At 71.7% G+C, this 18,406-nt stretch carries 17 protein-coding genes and 1 other RNA gene; 13 read left to right on the top strand and 5 right to left on the bottom strand.

Annotated elements, in window-relative coordinates; translation table 11 throughout:
* Positions 1 to 4: 4 nt before the first annotated feature.
* Positions 5 to 709 (top strand): ComF family protein, encoded by a 705-nt coding sequence (locus tag AB0D32_RS01285; protein WP_357082948.1) that lies wholly within the window; start codon positions 5 to 7, stop codon positions 707 to 709.
* A gap of 249 nt (positions 710 to 958) precedes the next feature.
* Positions 959 to 1,597, top strand: a complete 639-nt coding sequence (gene raiA, locus AB0D32_RS01280; protein WP_357082945.1) for a ribosome-associated translation inhibitor RaiA — start codon at positions 959 to 961, stop codon at positions 1,595 to 1,597.
* Positions 1,598 to 1,722: 125 nt separating this feature from the next.
* On the opposite strand, the gene AB0D32_RS01275 is transcribed toward raiA, so the two are convergent.
* Positions 1,723 to 2,832 carry a GNAT family N-acetyltransferase gene (locus tag AB0D32_RS01275; RefSeq protein WP_357082942.1) on the bottom strand — a complete coding sequence of 370 codons (1,110 nt, stop codon included), beginning with the start codon at positions 2,830 to 2,832 and terminating at the stop codon, positions 1,723 to 1,725.
* The gene (locus AB0D32_RS01270) at positions 2,829 to 3,992 is read right to left on the bottom strand and encodes a GNAT family N-acetyltransferase (RefSeq protein WP_357082939.1); all 1,164 of its coding nucleotides are present in this window, start codon (positions 3,990 to 3,992) and stop codon (positions 2,829 to 2,831) included. The genes AB0D32_RS01275 and AB0D32_RS01270 overlap by 4 nt, the downstream gene beginning before the upstream one ends.
* Before the next feature lie 160 nt (positions 3,993 to 4,152).
* Here AB0D32_RS01270 and secA point away from each other — a divergent pair, with 160 nt between their 5' ends.
* Positions 4,153 to 7,068: a preprotein translocase subunit SecA gene (secA, locus tag AB0D32_RS01265; RefSeq protein ID WP_357082936.1), complete on the top strand. Its 2,916-nt coding sequence runs from the start codon at positions 4,153 to 4,155 to the stop codon at positions 7,066 to 7,068.
* A 74-nt stretch (positions 7,069 to 7,142) separates the two neighbouring features.
* On the opposite strand, the gene AB0D32_RS01260 is transcribed toward secA, so the two are convergent.
* Together AB0D32_RS01260 and AB0D32_RS01255 are read right to left on the bottom strand one after the other, a co-directional pair.
* Positions 7,143 to 7,739, bottom strand: a complete 597-nt coding sequence (locus AB0D32_RS01260; RefSeq protein WP_357082933.1) for an Rv3235 family protein — start codon at positions 7,737 to 7,739, stop codon at positions 7,143 to 7,145.
* 104 nt (positions 7,740 to 7,843) lie between these two features.
* Positions 7,844 to 8,071, bottom strand: coding sequence for a helix-turn-helix domain-containing protein (locus tag AB0D32_RS01255; RefSeq protein WP_357082930.1), 228 nt, complete (start codon positions 8,069 to 8,071; stop codon positions 7,844 to 7,846).
* Positions 8,072 to 8,274: 203 nt separating this feature from the next.
* On the opposite strand from AB0D32_RS01255, the gene AB0D32_RS01250 reads away from it, so the two are divergent.
* A complete protein-coding gene (locus tag AB0D32_RS01250; protein WP_357082927.1) occupies positions 8,275 to 8,784 on the top strand; it encodes a hypothetical protein in 510 nt (169 codons plus the stop codon).
* A 73-nt stretch (positions 8,785 to 8,857) separates the two neighbouring features.
* Here AB0D32_RS01250 and AB0D32_RS01245 read toward each other — a convergent pair whose 3' ends face one another.
* The gene (locus AB0D32_RS01245; RefSeq protein ID WP_357082924.1) at positions 8,858 to 9,985 is read right to left on the bottom strand and encodes a hypothetical protein; all 1,128 of its coding nucleotides are present in this window, start codon (positions 9,983 to 9,985) and stop codon (positions 8,858 to 8,860) included.
* Between the two features lie 357 nt (positions 9,986 to 10,342).
* On the opposite strand from AB0D32_RS01245, the gene pruA reads away from it, so the two are divergent.
* The 9 genes from pruA (at position 10,343) to AB0D32_RS01200 (ending at position 18,367) form a co-directional block, all read left to right on the top strand.
* Positions 10,343 to 11,971, top strand: a complete 1,629-nt coding sequence (gene pruA / locus AB0D32_RS01240; protein ID WP_357082921.1) for an L-glutamate gamma-semialdehyde dehydrogenase — start codon at positions 10,343 to 10,345, stop codon at positions 11,969 to 11,971.
* A gap of 107 nt (positions 11,972 to 12,078) precedes the next feature.
* The gene (locus tag AB0D32_RS01235) at positions 12,079 to 12,882 is read left to right on the top strand and encodes a tryptophan 2,3-dioxygenase family protein (RefSeq protein ID WP_357082919.1); all 804 of its coding nucleotides are present in this window, start codon (positions 12,079 to 12,081) and stop codon (positions 12,880 to 12,882) included.
* A gap of 144 nt (positions 12,883 to 13,026) precedes the next feature.
* On the top strand, positions 13,027 to 13,542 hold the full coding sequence (locus AB0D32_RS01230; RefSeq protein ID WP_357082916.1) for a PadR family transcriptional regulator: 516 nt from the start codon (positions 13,027 to 13,029) through the stop codon (positions 13,540 to 13,542).
* Between the two features lie 97 nt (positions 13,543 to 13,639).
* Entirely contained in the window at positions 13,640 to 14,761 is a 1,122-nt protein-coding gene (gene prfB, locus AB0D32_RS01225) for a peptide chain release factor 2 (protein WP_357082913.1), read from the top strand.
* 118 nt (positions 14,762 to 14,879) lie between these two features.
* On the top strand, positions 14,880 to 15,560 hold the full coding sequence (gene ftsE, locus AB0D32_RS01220) for a cell division ATP-binding protein FtsE (RefSeq protein WP_089001878.1): 681 nt from the start codon (positions 14,880 to 14,882) through the stop codon (positions 15,558 to 15,560).
* A 65-nt stretch (positions 15,561 to 15,625) separates the two neighbouring features.
* On the top strand, positions 15,626 to 16,501 hold the full coding sequence (gene ftsX / locus AB0D32_RS01215) for a permease-like cell division protein FtsX (RefSeq protein ID WP_357082909.1): 876 nt from the start codon (positions 15,626 to 15,628) through the stop codon (positions 16,499 to 16,501).
* 135 nt (positions 16,502 to 16,636) lie between these two features.
* Positions 16,637 to 17,116 carry an SsrA-binding protein SmpB gene (smpB, locus tag AB0D32_RS01210; protein WP_357082906.1) on the top strand — a complete coding sequence of 160 codons (480 nt, stop codon included), beginning with the start codon at positions 16,637 to 16,639 and terminating at the stop codon, positions 17,114 to 17,116.
* A gap of 104 nt (positions 17,117 to 17,220) precedes the next feature.
* Positions 17,221 to 17,596: a transfer-messenger RNA gene (ssrA, locus tag AB0D32_RS01205) on the top strand.
* Between the two features lie 300 nt (positions 17,597 to 17,896).
* Positions 17,897 to 18,367 (top strand): hypothetical protein, encoded by a 471-nt coding sequence (locus tag AB0D32_RS01200; RefSeq protein ID WP_357082903.1) that lies wholly within the window; start codon positions 17,897 to 17,899, stop codon positions 18,365 to 18,367.
* Positions 18,368 to 18,406 lie beyond the last annotated feature (39 nt).

The following is an 18,406-nucleotide window of genomic DNA, read 5'->3' as shown; positions in this document are numbered from 1 at the left end:
CTCCGTGCGGGATCTCGGCGGGCTCTGGGCGGACCTCACCGACCTGGTGCTGCCCGTGGAGTGCGCCGGCTGCCGGGAACGCCGGCCGGGGCTGCGACACGGCGTCTGCCCGGAGTGCGTGGCGGCGCTGGGCGCGCTGCGGCCCAGGGTGGTACGCCCCACCCCGGCCCCGCCCGACCTGCCGGCCTGCGTCGCCCTCGGCCCGTACGCCGGCCCGCTGCGGGAGGCACTGCTGGCGTACAAGGAGCACGGCCGGCACGGGCTGGCCCGGCCACTGGGGGCACTGCTCGCCGAGGTCGTGGCGACGGCGGTGGGGGAGGCGCGCCCGGTGACGCTGGTGCCGGTACCGGACACCGCGGCGGCGGCTCGTGCCCGGTACGGCGACCACCTCGGGCGGCTGACCCGGCACTGCGCGGACCGGCTGCGCCGGGCGGGCTGGCCGGTGCGGGTACGGCGACCGCTGCGGGCCCTGCCCCGCCCGGACTCGGTGACGCTGGACAGCGCCGGTCGGGCGGCGGCGGCCGAGTCCGCCTTCCGGGTCCGCCCGCGGCTTCCGCCCGCGCCGGACGGGGCGGCCGTGGTGGTGCTCGACGACATCCTGACCACCGGGGCCACCCTCGCCGCGGTGGGGCGGGCGTTGACCGCGAGCGGGCTGCCACCGACGGTCGCCGCGGTGCTCGCCGCGACCGAGAAACGGCATCAGCCGTAACTGTCCGTGTTTCCGTTTCACCCGTTGGTGTATGAGCTGCGAAAAATTGTTGGTCGTCACGGCGACTGGGGGTGACTGTCGGGCGAAAGCGAGTTAGCGTTTTCTTGTCGGGGGTAGAAGGTCCTTCCATCCGCTCCCGGCGGTGAAAGGAGGCGTAGCCGCAGTGACCGGTCGACGCCGAGTGGGAACTGCCCCAGGAGCGCGCGACCGGGTGCCGGAACGAACGACCGTCCGAACAAGGGAGGTCACATGGACATCGTGGTCAAGGGCCGTAACGTCGAAGTGCCGGATCACTACCGGGTGCACGTGGCGGAGAAACTCGCGAAGGTCGAACGCTACGACCATAAACTCATTCGCATCGATGTAGAGCTGTTTCACGAGCGCAATCCGCGCCAGGCGGACCACTGCCAGCGCGTCGAAATCACCTGCGTTTCCCGTGGCCCGGTGATCCGGGCGGAGGCCTGCACGAACGACTTCTACAGCGCGCTCGACGCGGCCATCGCCAAACTGGACACCCGGTTGCGCCGGGCGGCCGACCGCCGCCGCGTGCACCGGGGCCGACACGCGCCGCTCTCCGTCGCCGCCGCCACCGCCGGCCTGCCGGTCGCCGGCCTCGACGCGCCGCTGGGCGCATCCGGCGACGGCGTCTCCTCCGGCACGGCCACCGCCGTCGCCGAGCGGGTCGAGGAGGAGGAACGCGACCAGCCCTGGCACATCGCGCGGGAGAAGGTGCACCCCGCCGAGCCGATGACCGTCGACGACGCCCTGTTCCAGATGGAGCTCGTCGGCCACGACTTCTACCTGTTCCAGGACAAGGAGTCCGGCCGCCCGAGCGTCGTCTACCGCCGGCACGCCTACGACTACGGAATCATCTCCCTCGACGCCTGATCCTGCGAGCGGCCGTGGTGGTGGCCCTCGCCGCCACCACGGCCGGCCGGAACTCGACCCGTGACCCGTCGCGCCCGAGGCGGGTGCCGCACGGGGCGTGTCCCACGCCGGTTCCGCGCGGGCTGTCAGCGGAGTTCGCCGGGGAGCAGCCCGAAGACCAGGTCGTCGAGCCGGCTGCCGGCCAGCCCCGGCAGCCGGCCGCGCAGCAGACCCTCCCGGCGGAATCCCACCCGTTCCAGCACCCCGTGCGAGGCGGTGTTGTCGGGCACGGTGCCGGCCACCAGCCGGGCGATCCCGGCCGCCCCGAACGCCCAACCGGCCAGGAGGCGTACCGCCCTGGTGGCCAGGCCACGCCCCCGCCGGTCGGGCAGGAGCGCGTAGCCGACCGACCCCTCGCCGGCCTCCGGGTCGGAGAGGCTGAGCCCGCAACTGCCCGCCGCCTCGCCGGTGACCGCGTCGAGGATCAGCAGGCGGGCGATGGCGCCGGTGAGCCACGCGCTCTCGGCCAGCAGGCAACGCCGCTCGACGGCCGCCCGGGTCGGTGGCACCGGCGGGGCCTGGTTCGCCACGACCTCCGGCCGGGTGTGCAGGCCGTACATCACGTCGACGTCGTCGGGGCCGAGCCGGCGCAGGGTCACCACGCCGTCGGTGAGCCGGCCGTCGGGCAGGTCCGGCAGGAGCCGGGGGGCGGGACCGGGCGGGTCGTCGGCGAGGCGTACCCAGGCGAGCAGGTCCGTCCGGCCACCGCCGCGCAGCTGGCCGGCCGCGCGGCGTACCCCCTCGTGGCGGAAGCCGGCAGCGAGCGCCACCCGCTGGCTGGCCGGGTTCTCGGCGTGGGTCAGCAGTTCCAGCCGGTCGAATCCGTGCCGCAGCGCGGAGGCGGCCAGGGCCCTCGTCGCGGCGGTGGCGACCCCGCGCCGCCGCGCCCACGGCGCTACCCAGTACCCCACCTCCACCTGGCGGCGCGGCGTCACGAGCTGGCCGAGGCCCGCGCCGCCGACCAGCCGGTCGGTGGCCCGGTCGGCGATGGCGTACGCGGCCCCGCCGGCGGCCCAGGCTGCCGGGGCGCCCTCGGCGATCCACCAGTTGGCGTCGGCCTCGGTGTACGGCTGCGGCATGCCGGGGTTGAACCGCAGGTTGACCGGGTCTCCGCAGCCGGCGGCCAGGTCGGCGGCGTCGGCGGGGCGGAACTGCCGCAGCCGCACCCCGGCGGCCTCGATCACCTCGGGCGTCACACCAGATCCCCGGCGAGCAGGGCGCCGATCCAGGCGTCCACCCGCTCGCCCCGGTGGGTGAGCCCTGCGCGGGCGGTGCCCTCGATCGTGAAGCCGGCCTTCTCGGCGACGCGGCGGGAGGCGGTGTTGCCGACGTTGGCCTTCCACTCGATCCGGGCCAGGCCCAACGTGGTGAAGCCCCAGGCGCTGAGCGCGGCCAGCGCGGCCGACAGGTGGCCCCGGCCCCGGGCCTCGGGAGCGGCCAGGAAGCCGACGTCGGCGAGCAGCGGGTCGGCGGGGGAGAGCCGCAGGTCGATCGTGCCGACGTACCGGTCGTGGGCGTCGGCGACCACGAAACAGGCGCTGGTGCCGCCGGCCCAGGTGCTGCTGGTGTAGCCCAGGTACGACTCGGCGTCGGTCCGCTCGTACGGGTCGGGCACGGTGGTCCACCGGATGGTCTCCGGGTCCTGGCAGGTGTCGACGACTGCGTCCAGGTCGCGTTCCTCCATCGGACGCAGCCGCAACTCGGTGCCGCCGGCCGTGGCGAAGATGACGGGTTGGGGCCGGCCGAAGACGGCGGCGCGACGGGTCTCCAGGGTGCCCGGCCCGGCCGGCCCGGTCTCCCCGGGGGCGGGCACCTCGCCGGGGAGCAGCGAGCCGATCCAGCCGTCCGCGCTGCCGCCGGGGGCGGGGTCGGCGAGCCGCAGCCGCCCCTCGACGCGGAAGCCCGCCCGGAGCGCGACCAGGCGGGAGGCGTGGTTGCCCACCTCGGCCTGCCAGATCAGCCGGCGCAGTTCCAGCGAGTCGAAGGCCCAGCGGGCGACGGCCCGGGCGGCCCGGACGCTCACCCCCGTGCCCCGGGCTCCGGGCGCGGTCCAGTAGCCGATCTCGCCGGAGCGCAGGCCGGTGTCGATCGAGACGAGCCCGCAGGAGCCGACCAGCTCGCCGGTGGCGGCGTCGCAGACCGCGAACGGCGCCCCGGTGCCCGCCGCCCAGTCCGCCGGGGCCACCTCGGTCACGAACCTGTGCGCGTGTTCGGGCAGGTACGGGCGCGGTACGGTGGTCCAGCGCTGGATGTCCGGGTCCTGGCAGGCCCGGTGCACCGCGTCGGCGTCGGTCGCCCGCCAGGGTCGCAGCAACAGGCCGTCCTCGGTGATCTCCACAGGCTCCACCCGAGCCATCGTGCCGGACCGTTCGCGGACGGCGTAACCGGATTTCGGTGGGGCGGCGCGAGTCGAGCGTGTTATGTCGGTTTCGCCGCCTCGGAGGGCCGCCACCAGTGACCATCGCGCCGATGGAGCGCCTACGATGGGTCGAGACTGTCTAGGGGAGCGTTGATCCGTGTCGATTCTGGAAAAGGTCCTCCGCGCGGGCGAGGGCCGTATGGTGCGCCGGCTGAAGGCCATCGCCGCCGCCGTCAACTCGATCGAGGACGACTACGTCAACCTCACCGATGACGAGCTGCGCGGCATGACCGACCAGTTCAAGGAACGGCTCGCTGACGGCGAGACGCTCGACGACCTGCTGCCGGAGGCCTTCGCGGTGTGCCGGGAAGCGGCGGCTCGGGTGCTCGGCCAGCGTCCGTACGACGTCCAGGTGATGGGCGGCGCGGCGTTGCACTTCGGCAACATCGCCGAGATGAAGACCGGTGAGGGCAAGACCCTGACCTCGGTCATGCCGGTCTACCTCAACGCGCTCTCCGGCAAGGGCGTGCACGTCATCACCGTCAACGACTACCTGGCCCAGCGTGACGCCGCCTGGATGGGCCAGGTGCACGAGTTCCTCGGCCTCACCGTCGGCGTGGTGCTGCCCAACCGGCCGGCCACCGAGCACCGGGCCGCCTACGAGTGCGACGTCACCTACGGCACCAACAACGAGTTCGGCTTCGACTACCTGCGCGACAACATGGCGTGGTCGAAGGACGAGCTGGTCCAGCGGGGCCACAACTTCGCCGTGGTCGACGAGGTCGACTCGATCCTGATCGACGAGGCCCGCACCCCGCTGATCATCTCCGGCCCCGCCGAGCACTCCGCCCGCTGGTACGGCGAGTTCGCGGGCGTGGTGGCCCGGCTCCAGAGCGGCAAGGACGGCGAGGGCGACTACGAGGTCGACTACGCCAAGCGGACGATCGCGGTCACCGAGCGCGGCGTGGCCAAGGTCGAGGACCGGCTGGGCATCGACAACCTCTACGAGTCGGTCAACACCCCGCTGGTGGGCTACCTCAACAACGCCATCAAGGCCAAGGAGCTCTACAAGCGCGACAAGGACTACATCGTCAGCGACGGCGAGGTCCTGATCGTCGACGAGTTCACCGGCCGCATCCTGCACGGCCGTCGCTACAACGAGGGCATGCACCAGGCGATCGAGGCCAAGGAGGGGGTGGAGATCAAGCAGGAGAACCAGACCCTGGCCACCATCACCCTCCAGAACTACTTCCGCCTCTACGAGAAGCTCTCCGGCATGACCGGTACCGCCCAGACCGAGGCGGGCGAGTTCAACAAGGTCTACAAGGTCGGCGTGGTGACCATCCCGACCCACCGGCCGATGGTCCGGCAGGACCGGCCGGACGTCATCTACAAGACCGAGAAGGCCAAGTTCAACGCCGTGGTGGAAGACATCGCCGAGCGGCACGCGCTGGGCCAGCCGGTGCTCGTCGGCACCGTCTCGGTCGAGAATTCCGAGATCATCTCCCAGCTGCTGCGCCGACGCGGCATCCCGCACTCCGTGCTGAACGCCAAGTTCCACGCCCGCGAGGCCGAGATCGTCGCCCAGGCCGGGCGGAAGGGCGCCGTCACCGTCGCCACCAACATGGCCGGTCGTGGCACCGACATCCTGCTCGGCGGCAACGCCGAGTTCCTCGCCGCCAGCGACCTGCGCCAGCGGGGTCTCGACCCGGTCGAGCAGGAGGAGGAGTACGCCAAGGCGATGGAGGAGGTCCTGCCCCAGTGGAAGCAGGCCTGCGACGCCGAGGCGGAGGAGGTCGCCGACGCCGGTGGCCTCTACGTGCTGGGCACCGAGCGGCACGAGTCCCGCCGCATCGACAACCAGCTGCGCGGTCGGTCCGGCCGGCAGGGTGACCCGGGCGAGTCCCGCTTCTACCTCTCGCTCCAGGACGAGCTGATGAAGCGCTTCCGCTCCGGTGCGGTCGAGGCGGTCATGGAGCGCTTCAACATCCCGGAGGACGTGCCCATCGAGTCCAAGATGGTCACCCGGCAGATCAAGAGCGCCCAGGCCCAGATCGAGGGCCAGAACGCCGAGATCCGCAAGAACGTCCTGAAGTACGACGAGGTGCTCAACAAGCAGCGCCAGGTGATCTACGCCGAGCGCCTGCGGGTGCTCAACGGCGAGGACCTCTCCGACCAGGTCCGCAACATGATCGACGACGTCGTCGACGCGTACGTGCGGGGGGCCACCGCCGACGGCTACGCCGAGGACTGGGACCTGGAGCAGCTCTGGGCCAGCCTCAAGCAGCTCTACCCGGTGGGCGTGACGATCGAGGCGCTGGAGGAGGAGGCCGGCGGCTCACGCGCCGGCATCGACGCGGACTTCCTGCTCTCCCGCCTCAAGGAGGACGCGAACGCCGCGTACGACCGGCGCGAGGAGCAGCTCGGCGAGGAGGGCGTCCGCCAGCTCGAGCGGATGGTCCTGCTCCAGGTCATCGACCGTAAGTGGCGCGAGCACCTCTACGAGATGGACTACCTCCAGGAGGGCATCAGCCTGCGGGCGTACGCCCAGCGCGACCCGGTGGTGGAATACCAGCGCGAGGGCTTCGACATGTTCGCCACCATGATGGACGGCATCAAGGAGGAGACGGTCGGCTTCCTCTACAACCTCGAGGTCCAGGTCAACGAGCCGGAGCCCGAGGAGGTCCAGCTGCTCGACAAGCCGGTCGAGATCCGGGCCAAGGGCCTGGGCCGGGCGCCGCAGCAGCAGGGCCTGCAATACTCCGCGCCGACCATCGACGGTGAGGCGGGCGCCGGTGCGGTGGCCGTCGAGCGGGCCGAGGAGCAGGCGCCGGCACTGGGTGTCGGTCGTCCGGCCCCGGCCGCCCCGGCCGCGCCGGGGACGACCGCCCCGGCCGCCCCGCAGCGCCCGGCGACCGGCCTGCGTGGCCCGGGCGTTCCGGCCGCCACCGCCCGGCGGTCCGCCTCGGGGCAGGCGGAGGCCGGTAACGGCCCGTCCCGTAACGCGCCGTGCCCGTGCGGGTCCGGCCGGAAGTACAAGCGGTGCCACGGCTCGCCCAACGGCGGTGCGTGACCGGTAGTCGAGCGGGCGTGGGCCCGCCGGAGCAGTCGAGCCGTGGTCCTTCGGGGCCGCGGCTCGATTCCGTCTCAGAGGACCTGGAGGGCCGTACAGAGCCAGCTGCCCCGGCGGTGCTCCAGGCGCAGCGCCATCGCCCAGGTGCGCCCGCCCGCGCCGGCGAGCACCGCGGCCACCTCGACGACGGCGGCGCGCGGCTCGCAGACCCGCAGCCGACGCAGCCGTACGGCCGGGCGGGTCGACCGGCGGCGGACCGGACCGGAGCGGGCGTTGGCGCGGGCCAGCTCGGGCAGCAGCCCGGCCGCCCGGGCCGGGTCGAGCAGTGGCCTGAGCTGCCCGGGCGGGCGGTAGCCGTTGAGCACCTCCAGGCAGGTGCAGACGAAGCGGTGCGCGGCCCGGGTCGCCTCGGGGGTGGCGGTCACGAGCGCGTCCGGGGGCAGCGGGGCGGCGGGACGGCGACCGGGGCCGGTGGGCACCGGGCCCTGCCGTCGGCCGGGTGGCCGGTCTGCCTCGCGCCGGGCCGGCTCGAACAGGTCGAGGACGAGCTGGGCGTGGCCCGGTGCCGGCCAGTGGGCGGCGTCGTCGTCGGTGAACGGCGGCTCGAACGAGGGTGCGGGACGCAGCCGGACGGGAGGCCGCGCCGGCCCGGGACGGCGGGGGTCGGTCATCCGAGAACCTCCCAGAAGCTTGCGTTTGCTTTCGTTTGCCTTCGACGGGCTCCATTCTCGGGCACGGCAGAGCCTGCGGTCAATGCCTGTCCGGATCGGCGCGGCTACTCCGGGTCGCGGTCGGCCAGCGGGTTGCTCCGCACCCACTCGGCCGTCTCGGCGTACTTGCGCTCGATGTATTCCTCCAGCCGGCCGCGTTCCACGCGCCACTGGCCGCGCCCGCCGATCTTGATCGCGGGCAGTTCGCCGCTGCGCACCATGTGGTAGACCTGCGAGTCCGACACGTTCAGCTCGGTGGCCACGTCGGAGAGCAGCAGGAATCTCGGCTCCACGAAAACCCCCGGGGTTGGCGTCGTTTGGCTCAGTTTGCCACCGACCGCCGACGTCCGCCCAGTCGCCGGGCCGTGACCTGCGGCGACACGCCCCCGGGACGCTTCCGCCGGGAAGGTGCGCGGTGTATGACGGTCTCGGCGTAGGGCATGATCTGCCAGGACCGGCGGAGGCCGGCGCACAATCTGAGCGGGGGAGACGACCGGTGACCGAGGAACTTGTCCGGGTGTACGTGCCGGCGACCGTCCCGATGCTGACCCTGCTGCGCGGCCCCGGGCTGCCGGTGGCCGCCGCGCACGCGGTGACCCCCACGCTGCGCGAGTGGTACGCCGAGGGCGATGAGGAGGAGCTGGAGTACGTCGCCTTCACCCGGGCCGCCCAGGACGCGTTGCAGCTGCTCCGGGCCGACCCCGACGCGCCCCGCCGCCGGGTCGTCGTCTCGGTGGACCTGCCGGCTTCGGCGGTGGGCCGGGGTGACGGGGAGCTGGGCTCCAGCGCGGTCGAGCTGGGCGCCCCCGTGCCGGTCGGTGCCGTCGCGGCGGTTCACGTGGACGGCACCGACGCGGTCGAGGACGTCGCCGTCGCGGCGGAGGTGGTAACCGAGGCCCTGGCCGGCGACCCGGACGCACAGTTCACGGTCGACGGCGCCGAGGACCACGAGCTGGAGTGGTACGACGTCACCGAGCTGGACCTGCTGCTCCGCGCCACCACCTGATCTCCCGCCGCCGGGCTGCGACGCCCGTGCCGGGCGGCCCGCCGCTTCGCTGTCGGCGGCGGGCGGTGCCGGGTCAGCGGGTGGAGACGGCCTCGGCCGGCTCGTCGTCGGAGGGGGCCGGCCCCAGGGTGCGGCCGAAGGCGATCATGGCGGTCAGCGCGCCGACGAAGAGCACCCAGATGGCGTTGTCGATCCGGGAGGTGCCCAGCGAGGTCTGGGCCACCGCGTCCGCCTCGCTCAACGCCCCGGCCAGGTCGAGCAGGGACCGCCCGCCGACCCGGATGATCACCTCGGCGAGGAGCAGCAGCAGGCCCGGTCCCGCCCCGGCCAGCAGGTAGACGGGCCAGCGCGGCGCCGGCGTCGCGGCGTCGTGCCGGGCGGCCTGACGGCGGGCCAGGGTCAGGAACCCGAAGGCCAGCAGCCCGGCCACCAGGCCGGCGAGCAGCGACTCGGTGCGGGACACCCACTTTGCCGCGCTGAGCAGCGACTCCTGGCTGTCGCCGCTACCGAACAGGTCGAAGAGCGGGTCGCGGGCCTGGCTGAAGGCCACCACGAAGATCAGCGTGCCGAGGGCGGCGGTCACCACGGCCCCGACCACGGGCCCGCTCCGGGCCCCGGCGATGGCCCCGCCGATGGTCGCCGCGGCGGCGGTGGTGCCGGCGATCACGTTGGTGGTCGCGTTGTCGGCGTACGTCAGGTTGATCGCGAACGCGGCGGCGAGCCCGACGAGCAGCCCGGTGCCGATCGCCGCCACGAAGCGCAGGGTGACCCGCTCGCTGCCCCGGCGGGCGAGCAGGTCGACGCCGAAGAGTGCGAAGGCGGTGCCGGCGACCAGCGCGGCCGAGATCACCCCGGGCAGGGCGAACGCGGAGAGGCTGATGGCGGTGAGCCCGGCCGCCGCCGAGCTGATCACCTCGCGGGTCGACCAGAGCATCGCGGCCAGCCACCCGAGCGCCAGGACCGCGAGGACCGGCGCCCCGGGGGCGAGCGCCGGCGCCGTGCCGCCGTCCGCGTCGGTCGAGGTCCCGGCGTCGGTCTCCGCGGGCGCGCCCGCCGACTCGGCAGCGGTGCCGTCCGTGGTGTCCGGCGTCCCGGTGGCGGTGTCGACGTTCGTGTCCTCCCGCCGGGAGACGGTCACGTCGGCGGCCGGCGTCGACTTCTCCGACTTCGCGGCTGCGGAGCTGCCGGGCTGCTTGGTCATCGTTTCCCTCCGACGGACGCCCGACCCCGGTGGGCCGGCAGTTCACCGGCCACCCAGGGTACGCGTCCGCCACCCTCACCTCCCGGACCCCGCCCCCGCCCGCTGCCGATCAAGAGCTTCGCGCCGACCATCGCCGCCACCTCCCGGATGTAGGTCTCCTGACCGACGAACCCGGGGTGGAAAGGGGCGGGACGGAGGGCACGCGTGGGCGGGCGGGGGTGGGGGTGGGGCGTGAAAGAATCGAGGGAGGTCCCGCCGCCGCGGCCGGTCAACCCGGCGTGGTGTCCGGCACCGGTCGTCCGGCCGGCGTCCGCGGGTCCGGTTTCGCCACCGCTGTCGAGATCGCCAGGAGCCTTGATGGACGCTGTGTTCTCCGTACCTGAGCCGCGCAACGAGCCGGTGCGCAACTACGAGCCGGGCAGTGCCGACCGGGAACGACTCCAGCGGCGGCTGACCGACCTGGCCGCCGAGCGGATCGACCTGCCGATGACCATCGCCGGTGAGCAGCGGATGGCTGGCGGCGAGTCGATCGACGTGGTGCAGCCGCACCGGCACGCGCACGTGCTCGGCGTCACCGCGCACGCCACCCACGACGACGCCCGCGCCGCCGTGAAGGCCGCCAAGGACGCGGCCCCGATGTGGCGGGCCCTGCCGTTCGAGGAGCGCGCGGCGATCTTCCTGCGCGCCGCGGAGCTGCTCGCCGGCCCCTGGCGGGACACGCTGAACGCGGCCACCATGCTCGGCCAGTCGAAGACCGCGATCCAGGCCGAGATCGACGCGGCCTGCGAGTTCATCGACTTCCTCCGGTTCAACGTGCACTTCGCGCGGAATCTGCTGGAGGAGCAGCCGATGTCGTCGCCGGGGGTGTGGAACCGCTTCGACCACCGCCCGCTGGAGGGCTTCGTCTACGCGGTCACCCCGTTCAACTTCACCGCCATCGCCGGCAACCTGCCCTCGGCGCCGGCCCTGCTGGGCAACACCGTGGTCTGGAAGCCGGGCCCGACCCAGCAGTTCGCCGCGCACTTCACCATGCGGCTGTTCGAGGCGGCCGGCCTGCCCCCGGGCGTGATCAACATGGTCACCGGGCGCGGCGAGGAGGTCTCCGACGTGGTGCTCGCCGACCCGGACCTGGCGGGCATCCACTTCACCGGCTCCACCAAGGTCTTCCAGCACCTGTGGCGGACGGTGGGCGAGAACATCTCCCGCTACCGGGGCTACCCCCGACTGGTCGGCGAGACCGGCGGCAAGGACTTCGTCGTCGCGCACACCAGCGCCGACGTCGACGCCCTGCACACCGCCCTCATCCGCGGCGCCTACGAGTACCAGGGCCAGAAGTGCTCGGCGGCGTCCCGGGCGTACGTCCCGCGCTCGCTGTGGGAGGGCGGGCTGCGCGACCGGCTGGCCGCCACCGCGGAGTCCCTCACCTACGGCGACGTCACCGACTTCGGCAACTTCGGCGGCGCGGTGATCGACGCCAGGGCGTTCGACCGGCACACGGCGGCGCTGGAGCTGATCGCCGGCGACGACGCCTGCCGGGTCCTCGCCGGCGGCACCGCCGACGACTCGGTGGGATACTTCGTCCGGCCGACGCTCTTCGAGTGCACCGACGCGGCACACGAGACGTTCACCACCGAGTACTTCGGGCCGATCCTCGGCGTGCACGTCTTCGACGACGGCCGCTTCGACGACGTGATCGCCCAGGCCGAGTCGATCGCGCCGTACGCCCTGACCGGGTCGATCTTCGCGACGGACCGCCGGGTGGTCGACGCGGTGGCCGAGAAGATGCGGTACGCCGCCGGCAACTTCTACATCAACGACAAGCCGACCGGCGCGGTGGTCGGGCAGCAGCCCTTCGGCGGCGCCCGGGCCAGCGGCACCAACGACAAGGCCGGCTCCTGGCACAACCTCATCCGGTGGACGTCGCCCCGGACGATCAAGGAGACCTTCGTGCCGCCGACCGACCACACCTACCCCCACATGGGCTGAGGTGTCAGGAAGGGCCCCCTCCTATCGTTTTTTGATGGGGAAGGGGCCCTTCCTTGCGCCCGTAGCGGGAGAGGCGACGGTAGGCGGGCGGCGGTACCGTGGCTGCTGTGACCCACCTCACCCCTGCGCGTGACCCCCATTTCGGTGAGCAGGGTGGCCTGCTCACCTACACCGACTATCTGCGGCTGGCCGACCTGCTGGCCGCACAGGTGCCCGAGTCCGACCCGGCCTCCCACGACGAGCTGCTCTTCATCACGATCCACCAGGTCTACGAGCTGTGGTTCAAACTGCTGCTCGCGGAGCTGACCGATGCCCGGGACCGGTTGCTGGCCGGCGAGACCTACCTGCCCCGGGTGCGCCTGGAGCGCTGCCACGTGGTGGAACGGGTCCTGATCGGCCAGGTCGACGTGATCGACACGATGACCCCGCAGGACTTTCTGGCCTTCCGCACCAAGCTCGCCCCGGCCTCGGGCTTCCAGTCCGCGCAGTTCCGGGAGATCGAGTTCCTCTCCGGCCTGAAGGACCCGGACTACCTGCGCCGCTTCAGGGGGCTGCCCGACGCCGAGCGGGAGCGGTTGGAGCGGCGGCTGGCCGAGCCGAGCCTCTGGGACGGCTTCCTCGCCGTGCTGGCCCGGGCCGGCTTCGACGTCGCCGAGGAGGAAGCGCGCTTCGCGGCGTACGCCACGATCGCCGCCGACCGGGAGCGGTTTGGGCCGCTGTGGGACCTCGCGGAGGCGCTGGTCGCCCATGACCAGGCCTTTTCGCTGTGGCGGGCCCGGCACGTGCTGATGGCCGAGCGGCAGATCGGCACGAAGCCCGGCACCGGGGGCTCGGCCGGCGGGGCATACCTGCGCTCCCGGGTGGAGACCCGGTTCTACCCGGAACTGTGGGAGCTGCGTAGCCGGCTGTGACCACCCCGGCGGCCGTCCCCGGTCTCCCCGACGGACCGTTCCCGGGCGGACTGTCTCGCGCCGACAGTGCACATAGGAACCCGACCGGGTGGCGAAAATGGCAAATCCTGGACGCCGCGTCGGCAAAGTGGCAGCGTGAGGGGCATGGCGGATTCCGGAGTCAACCCAACGGCGGCGGCCCTGCTCGGGCTGCTCCACGAGGGCCCCATGACAGGTGGCCAGTTGATGGCCGCCGCCGAGCGCCGGCTGGCGCCGTACTGGTCGATGACCCGCAGTCAGGTCTACCGGGAGCTACCGGTGCTGGCCGAGCGCGGTTTCGTCCGGATGGGCAAGCCCGGCCCGCGTTCCAGTCAGCCGTACGCGATCACCGCAGCGGGAAAACGGACATTTTCCCGCTGGCTGACGGAGGAGCCGGGGCGGGACACCATCCGCAACCCGATCGCCCTGCGGATCGCCTTCGGCCAGCTGCACTCGGCCAGCCAGCTCAAGAACCTCCAGGCCGCAGCCAACGAATACCACACCGAGGCGCTGGCCAAGGTCCGTGAGCAGGTCAAGAACGCGAAGAAGGAAGGCGACACGTACGACGCCAGCGCGTTGGAGTTCGCCGTCGCCTACCACAAGGCCGCCCTGTCCTGGCTGAAGAGCGCCCCGGTCGGCTGATCGTCAGCGCCAACTCCTCGCCCGAGCGGGATCTTTTTGGCCCGTGACTGCGGGGCTCGCAAGCTCACTCCTCGCCCGAGCAGTACCCTTGTCTGTCGTGACCGCTGCCGATTACGCCGAACAGCTCAAGGACCTCGACGCCACCCTGCGCAACATCGAGGCGGTGCTCGACATCGACCGGCTGCGCGAGGAGAAGGACCGCCTGGAGCAGGAGGCCTCCGCGCCCGACCTGTGGGACGACCAGGCGAAGGCGCAGCAGGTGACCTCCCAGTTGTCGTACGTCAACGGCGAGATCAGCAAGCTCGGCAGCCTCCGCTCCGGGCTCGACGACGCCAAGGTGCTGCTGGAGCTGGCCGAGGCGGAGTCCGACCCGGGGGTGCTCGCCGAGGTCGAGACGGAGATCGCCGGGCTGGGCAAGGCCATCGAGGAGATGGAGGTCCGCACCCTGCTCTCCGGCGAGTACGACTCCCGGGAGGCGCTGGTCGCCATCCGGGCCGGCGCCGGCGGCGTGGACGCGGCGGACTTCGCCGAGATGCTGCTGCGGATGTACCTGCGCTGGGCGGAGCGGCACGGCTACCCGACGGAGGTCTACGAGACCTCCTACGCCGAGGAGGCGGGCCTGAAGTCGGCCACCTTCACGGTGAAGGTGCCCTACGCGTACGGCACGCTCAGCGTCGAGTCGGGCACCCACCGGCTGGTCCGGATCAGCCCCTTCGACAACCAGGGCCGCCGGCAGACCAGCTTCGCCGGGGTCGAGGTGCTGCCGGTGGTGGAGCAGACCGACAGCATCGAGATTCCCGAGAACGAGATGCGGGTCGACGTCTACCGCTCGTCGGGGCCGGGCGGGCAGAGCGTGAACACCACCGACTCGGCCGTGCGGCTCACGCACATCCCGACCGGCATCGTGGTCACCTGCCAGAACGAGAAGTCGCAGTTGCAGAACAAGGCGTCCGCGCTGCGGGTGCTCCAGGCCCGGCTGCTGGAGCGCAAGCGCCAGGAGGAACAGGCCAAGCTCCAGGGCCTCAAGACCGACGCCGCCGGCTCGTGGGGCGACCAGATGCGTTCGTACGTCCTGCACCCGTACCAGATGGTGAAGGATCTCCGGACCGAGCAGGAGACGGGCAACCCGACCGCGGTCTTCGACGGCGATCTGGACAAGTTCCTCGAGGCGGGCATCCGGTGGCGTAAGCAGCAACAGTTGGCCGGCGACGCTGCGTGATCGACCATGGGCGGAGCGCGCCGTCGATCTCTCCGGTACGCCCGAATTGGATGACGCGACTCGCAACGGCGGGGCGTGGGGCTTGGCTCCCCGGTTACACCGCGTAGACTCACCACCCGTGATTCAGCTTGAGCAAGTGACGAAGACGTACCCGAAGGCGTCCCGGCCTTCGCTCGACAACGTGTCCGTCTCGATCGAGAAGGGTGAGTTCGTCTTCTTCATCGGTCCATCCGGCTCCGGCAAGTCCACCATCATCAAGTTGCTGCTGCACGAGGTCTCGCCCAACAAGGGTCGGGTCGTCGTCAACAGCAAGGACGTCACGTCGATGCGTTCCTGGAAGCGACCCCACTTCCGGCGTTCCATCGGCTGCGTGTTCCAGGACTTCCGGCTGCTGCCGAACCGCACCGCGTACGAGAACGTGGCGTTCGCCCTCGAGGTGATCGGCAAGACCAAGGCGGTCGCCCGCCGGGTCGTGCCGGAGGTGCTGGAGCTGGTCGGGCTGGGTGGCAAGGAGCACCGCTACCCGCACGAGCTCTCCGGTGGTGAGCAGCAGCGGGTGGCCGTCGCCCGGGCGTTCGTGAACCGTCCGCTGATCCTGCTCGCGGACGAGCCGACCGGAAACCTGGACCCGGACACGTCGATCGAGATCATGCGCCTGCTGGACCGGATCAACCGCACCGGCACGACTGTCGTGATGGTCACGCACGACTCCAACATCGTGAACCAGATGCGCCGCCGGGTCATCGAGATCGAGAGTGGCCGCATCGTGCGCGACCAGGCCCGCGGCGTCTACGGCTGAGCCGACGCCACCCCTGCGCAGCCTGACGACGAACACCTCATGCCGGAGAGCCGGAGGAAATCCCGATGCGCGTGAAATACGTCATGTCCGAGGTACTGGTCGGACTGTGGCGCAACGTGACCATGACCATCGCGATGATCATCACGATGGCGGTCTCGCTGACCATGCTCGGCGCCAGCGGTCTCATGTACCGCCAGGTCGACGACATGAAGGACCTCTACTACAAGAACATCCAGGTCTCGATCTTCCTCGACCAGGAGGCGACCCCGGAGCAGCGTGACGCCCTGGACGCGAAGCTGAAGAGCGACTCGCTGGTCAAGGAGGTCATCTACGTCAACAAAGATGAGGCGTACAAGCGCTTCCAGGAGATGTTCCAGGACGCTCCGGACCTGCTCAGCGCGGTCAAGGCGGACAGCCTGCCCGAGTCGTTCCGGCTCACGCTGAACAACCCCGAGCAGTACAAGAACATCTACGACCAGTACAAGGACACCGAGGGGGTCGACGAGATCGTCGACCAGAGCCGGCTACTGGACAAGATCTTCGACATCCTCACGGCGATCCAGAACATCGCCCTGGCCGCCGCGATCGTGATGGCCGTCGCCGCGCTGCTCCTGGTCGCGAACACGATCCAGGTGGCCGCGTACAGCAAGCGGCGTGAGGTCGCGGTCATGAAGCTGGTCGGTGCGTCCAACTGGTTCATCCAGGCACCGTTCGTGCTGGAGGCCGTGGTCGCCGGCCTGATCGGCTCGTTGCTCGGCCTGGTGGCTCTCGTCGCGGCCAAGTATCTGCTCTTCGACGGTTCGCTCCAGGCGTTGCAGGGCCTGCTCTCCCCGATCGGCTGGGGCGACATCCTGGTGATGTTCCCGCTGATGGCCGGCGTCGGCGGCCTGGTCAGCGCCGTCACCGCCTGGGTCACGCTCCGCTTCTACCTGCGGGTCTGACGCCGTACGGCAGGACAAGGGCCCTTCCGCGCCAGGAATAAACGGCGCGGAAGGGCCCTTGTCGTTCGGGTAGCATGATCCCCGCCCCGCGGCCGGTCACGTCCGGCGCGGATCACCGGAAAGGGGGTGGCGCCGATGCCACGGGAAAAGGGACGCAAGGTCGTCGCCTCCAACAAGAAGGCCCGGCACGACTACTCGATCCTCGACACGTACGAGGCTGGCATGGCGTTGACCGGCACCGAGGTCAAGTCGCTGCGGGCCGGGCGTGCGTCGCTGGTCGACGCGTTCGCGCAGGAGCGCAACGGCGAGCTCTACCTGCACGGGATGCACATCCCGGAGTACACGCAGGGCACCTGGACCAACCACGAGCCCCGGCGGACCCGCAAGCTGCTCCTTAAGCGGCTGGAGATCGACCGGCTGATCGGCAAGACCCGCGAGGGCGGCCTGACCATGGTGCCGTTGCAGGTCTACTTCTCCGACGGCTGGGCGAAGGTGGAGATCGCCCTGGCCAAGGGCAAGAAGTCGTACGACAAGCGGCAGGACCTCGCCAAGCGGGACGCGGACCGGGAGATCGCCCGGGTTCACGGCCGGCGCGGCAAGGGGATGGATGACTGATCTGCCCGCTATGTCCGGGTCGGCGCGTCGCCCCGGGCCTCGGGATGAAACCCGTTGCGGTAGGCGTTAGTCTTGTCAGTGCCGCCACATCGGTGGCCTGTCGAGGGGGTGACTGGTTTCGACTTCGTACGTTGCGGCAGGGGAAGCGAGCCGAGGAAGCCGACGTCGTCTCGAGAATCGTTCGTCGGAAACCAATAAGCGCCAAGAACAATCGCGCTGACTTCGCTCTCGCCGCCTGAGGCGAGTAGTGAGTCTGTCGGCCTGGGAGCGCCTTCGACCCAGTTAGCCGGCATCAGTTAGAAGGCTGGCCAACCGGACCCGGTCGCGGGGTCCGTGCGGCGAGATCAATCAGCGACTGGGCCCGTCACACCAACTCGCTCGCGTGAGCGGTGGGGCCGAGTAGAGGCATAGCGAGCTGCGCTCGGAGAAGCCCTGACAAACCGGCGAAGGACCCGGGTTCGATTCCCGGCACCTCCACCACCAGACGATGCGCCCCGGTCCACCGGACCGGGGCGCATCGTCGTGTCCGGGGCCGGTTGTCCGTCCTGCGGGCCGCGCCGGCCCGGGACACCGCCCCGGACACGCGGCCCACCTGTCCGGGGGGCCCGCCCCCGGACAGCCGGCGTCTTTCGCTGGCGGAGCTGGGATCCTCTGGGGCCGCTGGGTCGCACGGGGCCGGCGGGGCAGCTGGGACGGATGAGGCGGTAGCGCCTCTGGACAGGGCAGAGGCGGCGGGTCCACCATCGCTGTACGCGGTCAGACACGACGCGGGAGGTGCCCATGGTCACCGGTCGGATCCAGCAGCCGTCCACGCTTCCCGAAGGGCGCCGGCCGCCCGCCGCGCACCGGCTCCCCGCCACCCCGCTCGGGGAGCTGCACCCGCTCACCCGGGCCCTGGCCGTCGCGCCGGCCGAACCGCGCTGGCGGGAACGCGTCCTCGTCGGGTTGGGCCCCGTCCGGCAGGGCTTCGCGGAGCACGTCCGGGCCACCGAAGGGCCGGCCGGGCTGTACGCCGAACTGCTCGGCCAGGCGCCACGGTTGGCACGCGGGGTGCGGCTGCTGGCCCGGGAGCACGTCGCCATCACCGCCGCGCTGGCTGATCTCCACCAGACGGCGGAGCAGCCGGACGCCCCGGTCGACGACCTTTTCGACCGGGCCGCGTGCCTGCTGCGGGCCCTCGCCCGGCACCGGCAGCGCGGCGCGGACCTGCTCTGGGAGGCGTACGAGACGGATCTGGGCGGGGAGACCTGATCCCCGGGAACCGGCGTGGGTGTGCCGGCGTCCAACCGA

Origin of the sequence: Micromonospora sp. NPDC048170, assembly GCF_040652795.1 — a bacterium.
Taxonomy (GTDB): Bacteria; Actinomycetota; Actinomycetes; order Mycobacteriales; family Micromonosporaceae; genus Micromonospora.
The sequence above is the reverse complement of the archived record's forward strand: the minus strand, read 5'-3'. Positions and strand labels throughout refer to the sequence as shown.

What these genes read in the sequence shown, in the direction of transcription:
- raiA (WP_357082945.1), top strand. Translation starts at nt 959, where the DNA reads ATGGACATCGTGGTCAAGGGCCGTAACGTCGAAGTGCCGGATCACTAC.
- AB0D32_RS01270 (WP_357082939.1), bottom strand. Translation starts at nt 3,992, where the DNA reads ATGGCTCGGGTGGAGCCTGTGGAGATCACCGAGGACGGCCTGTTGCTG.
- AB0D32_RS01260 (WP_357082933.1), bottom strand. Translation starts at nt 7,739, where the DNA reads ATGACCGACCCCCGCCGTCCCGGGCCGGCGCGGCCTCCCGTCCGGCTG.
- AB0D32_RS01245 (WP_357082924.1), bottom strand. Translation starts at nt 9,985, where the DNA reads ATGACCAAGCAGCCCGGCAGCTCCGCAGCCGCGAAGTCGGAGAAGTCG.
- pruA (WP_357082921.1), top strand. Translation starts at nt 10,343, where the DNA reads ATGGACGCTGTGTTCTCCGTACCTGAGCCGCGCAACGAGCCGGTGCGC.
- AB0D32_RS01230 (WP_357082916.1), top strand. Translation starts at nt 13,027, where the DNA reads ATGGCGGATTCCGGAGTCAACCCAACGGCGGCGGCCCTGCTCGGGCTG.
- ftsX (WP_357082909.1), top strand. Translation starts at nt 15,626, where the DNA reads ATGCGCGTGAAATACGTCATGTCCGAGGTACTGGTCGGACTGTGGCGC.
- smpB (WP_357082906.1), top strand. Translation starts at nt 16,637, where the DNA reads ATGCCACGGGAAAAGGGACGCAAGGTCGTCGCCTCCAACAAGAAGGCC.
- AB0D32_RS01200 (WP_357082903.1), top strand. Translation starts at nt 17,897, where the DNA reads ATGGTCACCGGTCGGATCCAGCAGCCGTCCACGCTTCCCGAAGGGCGC.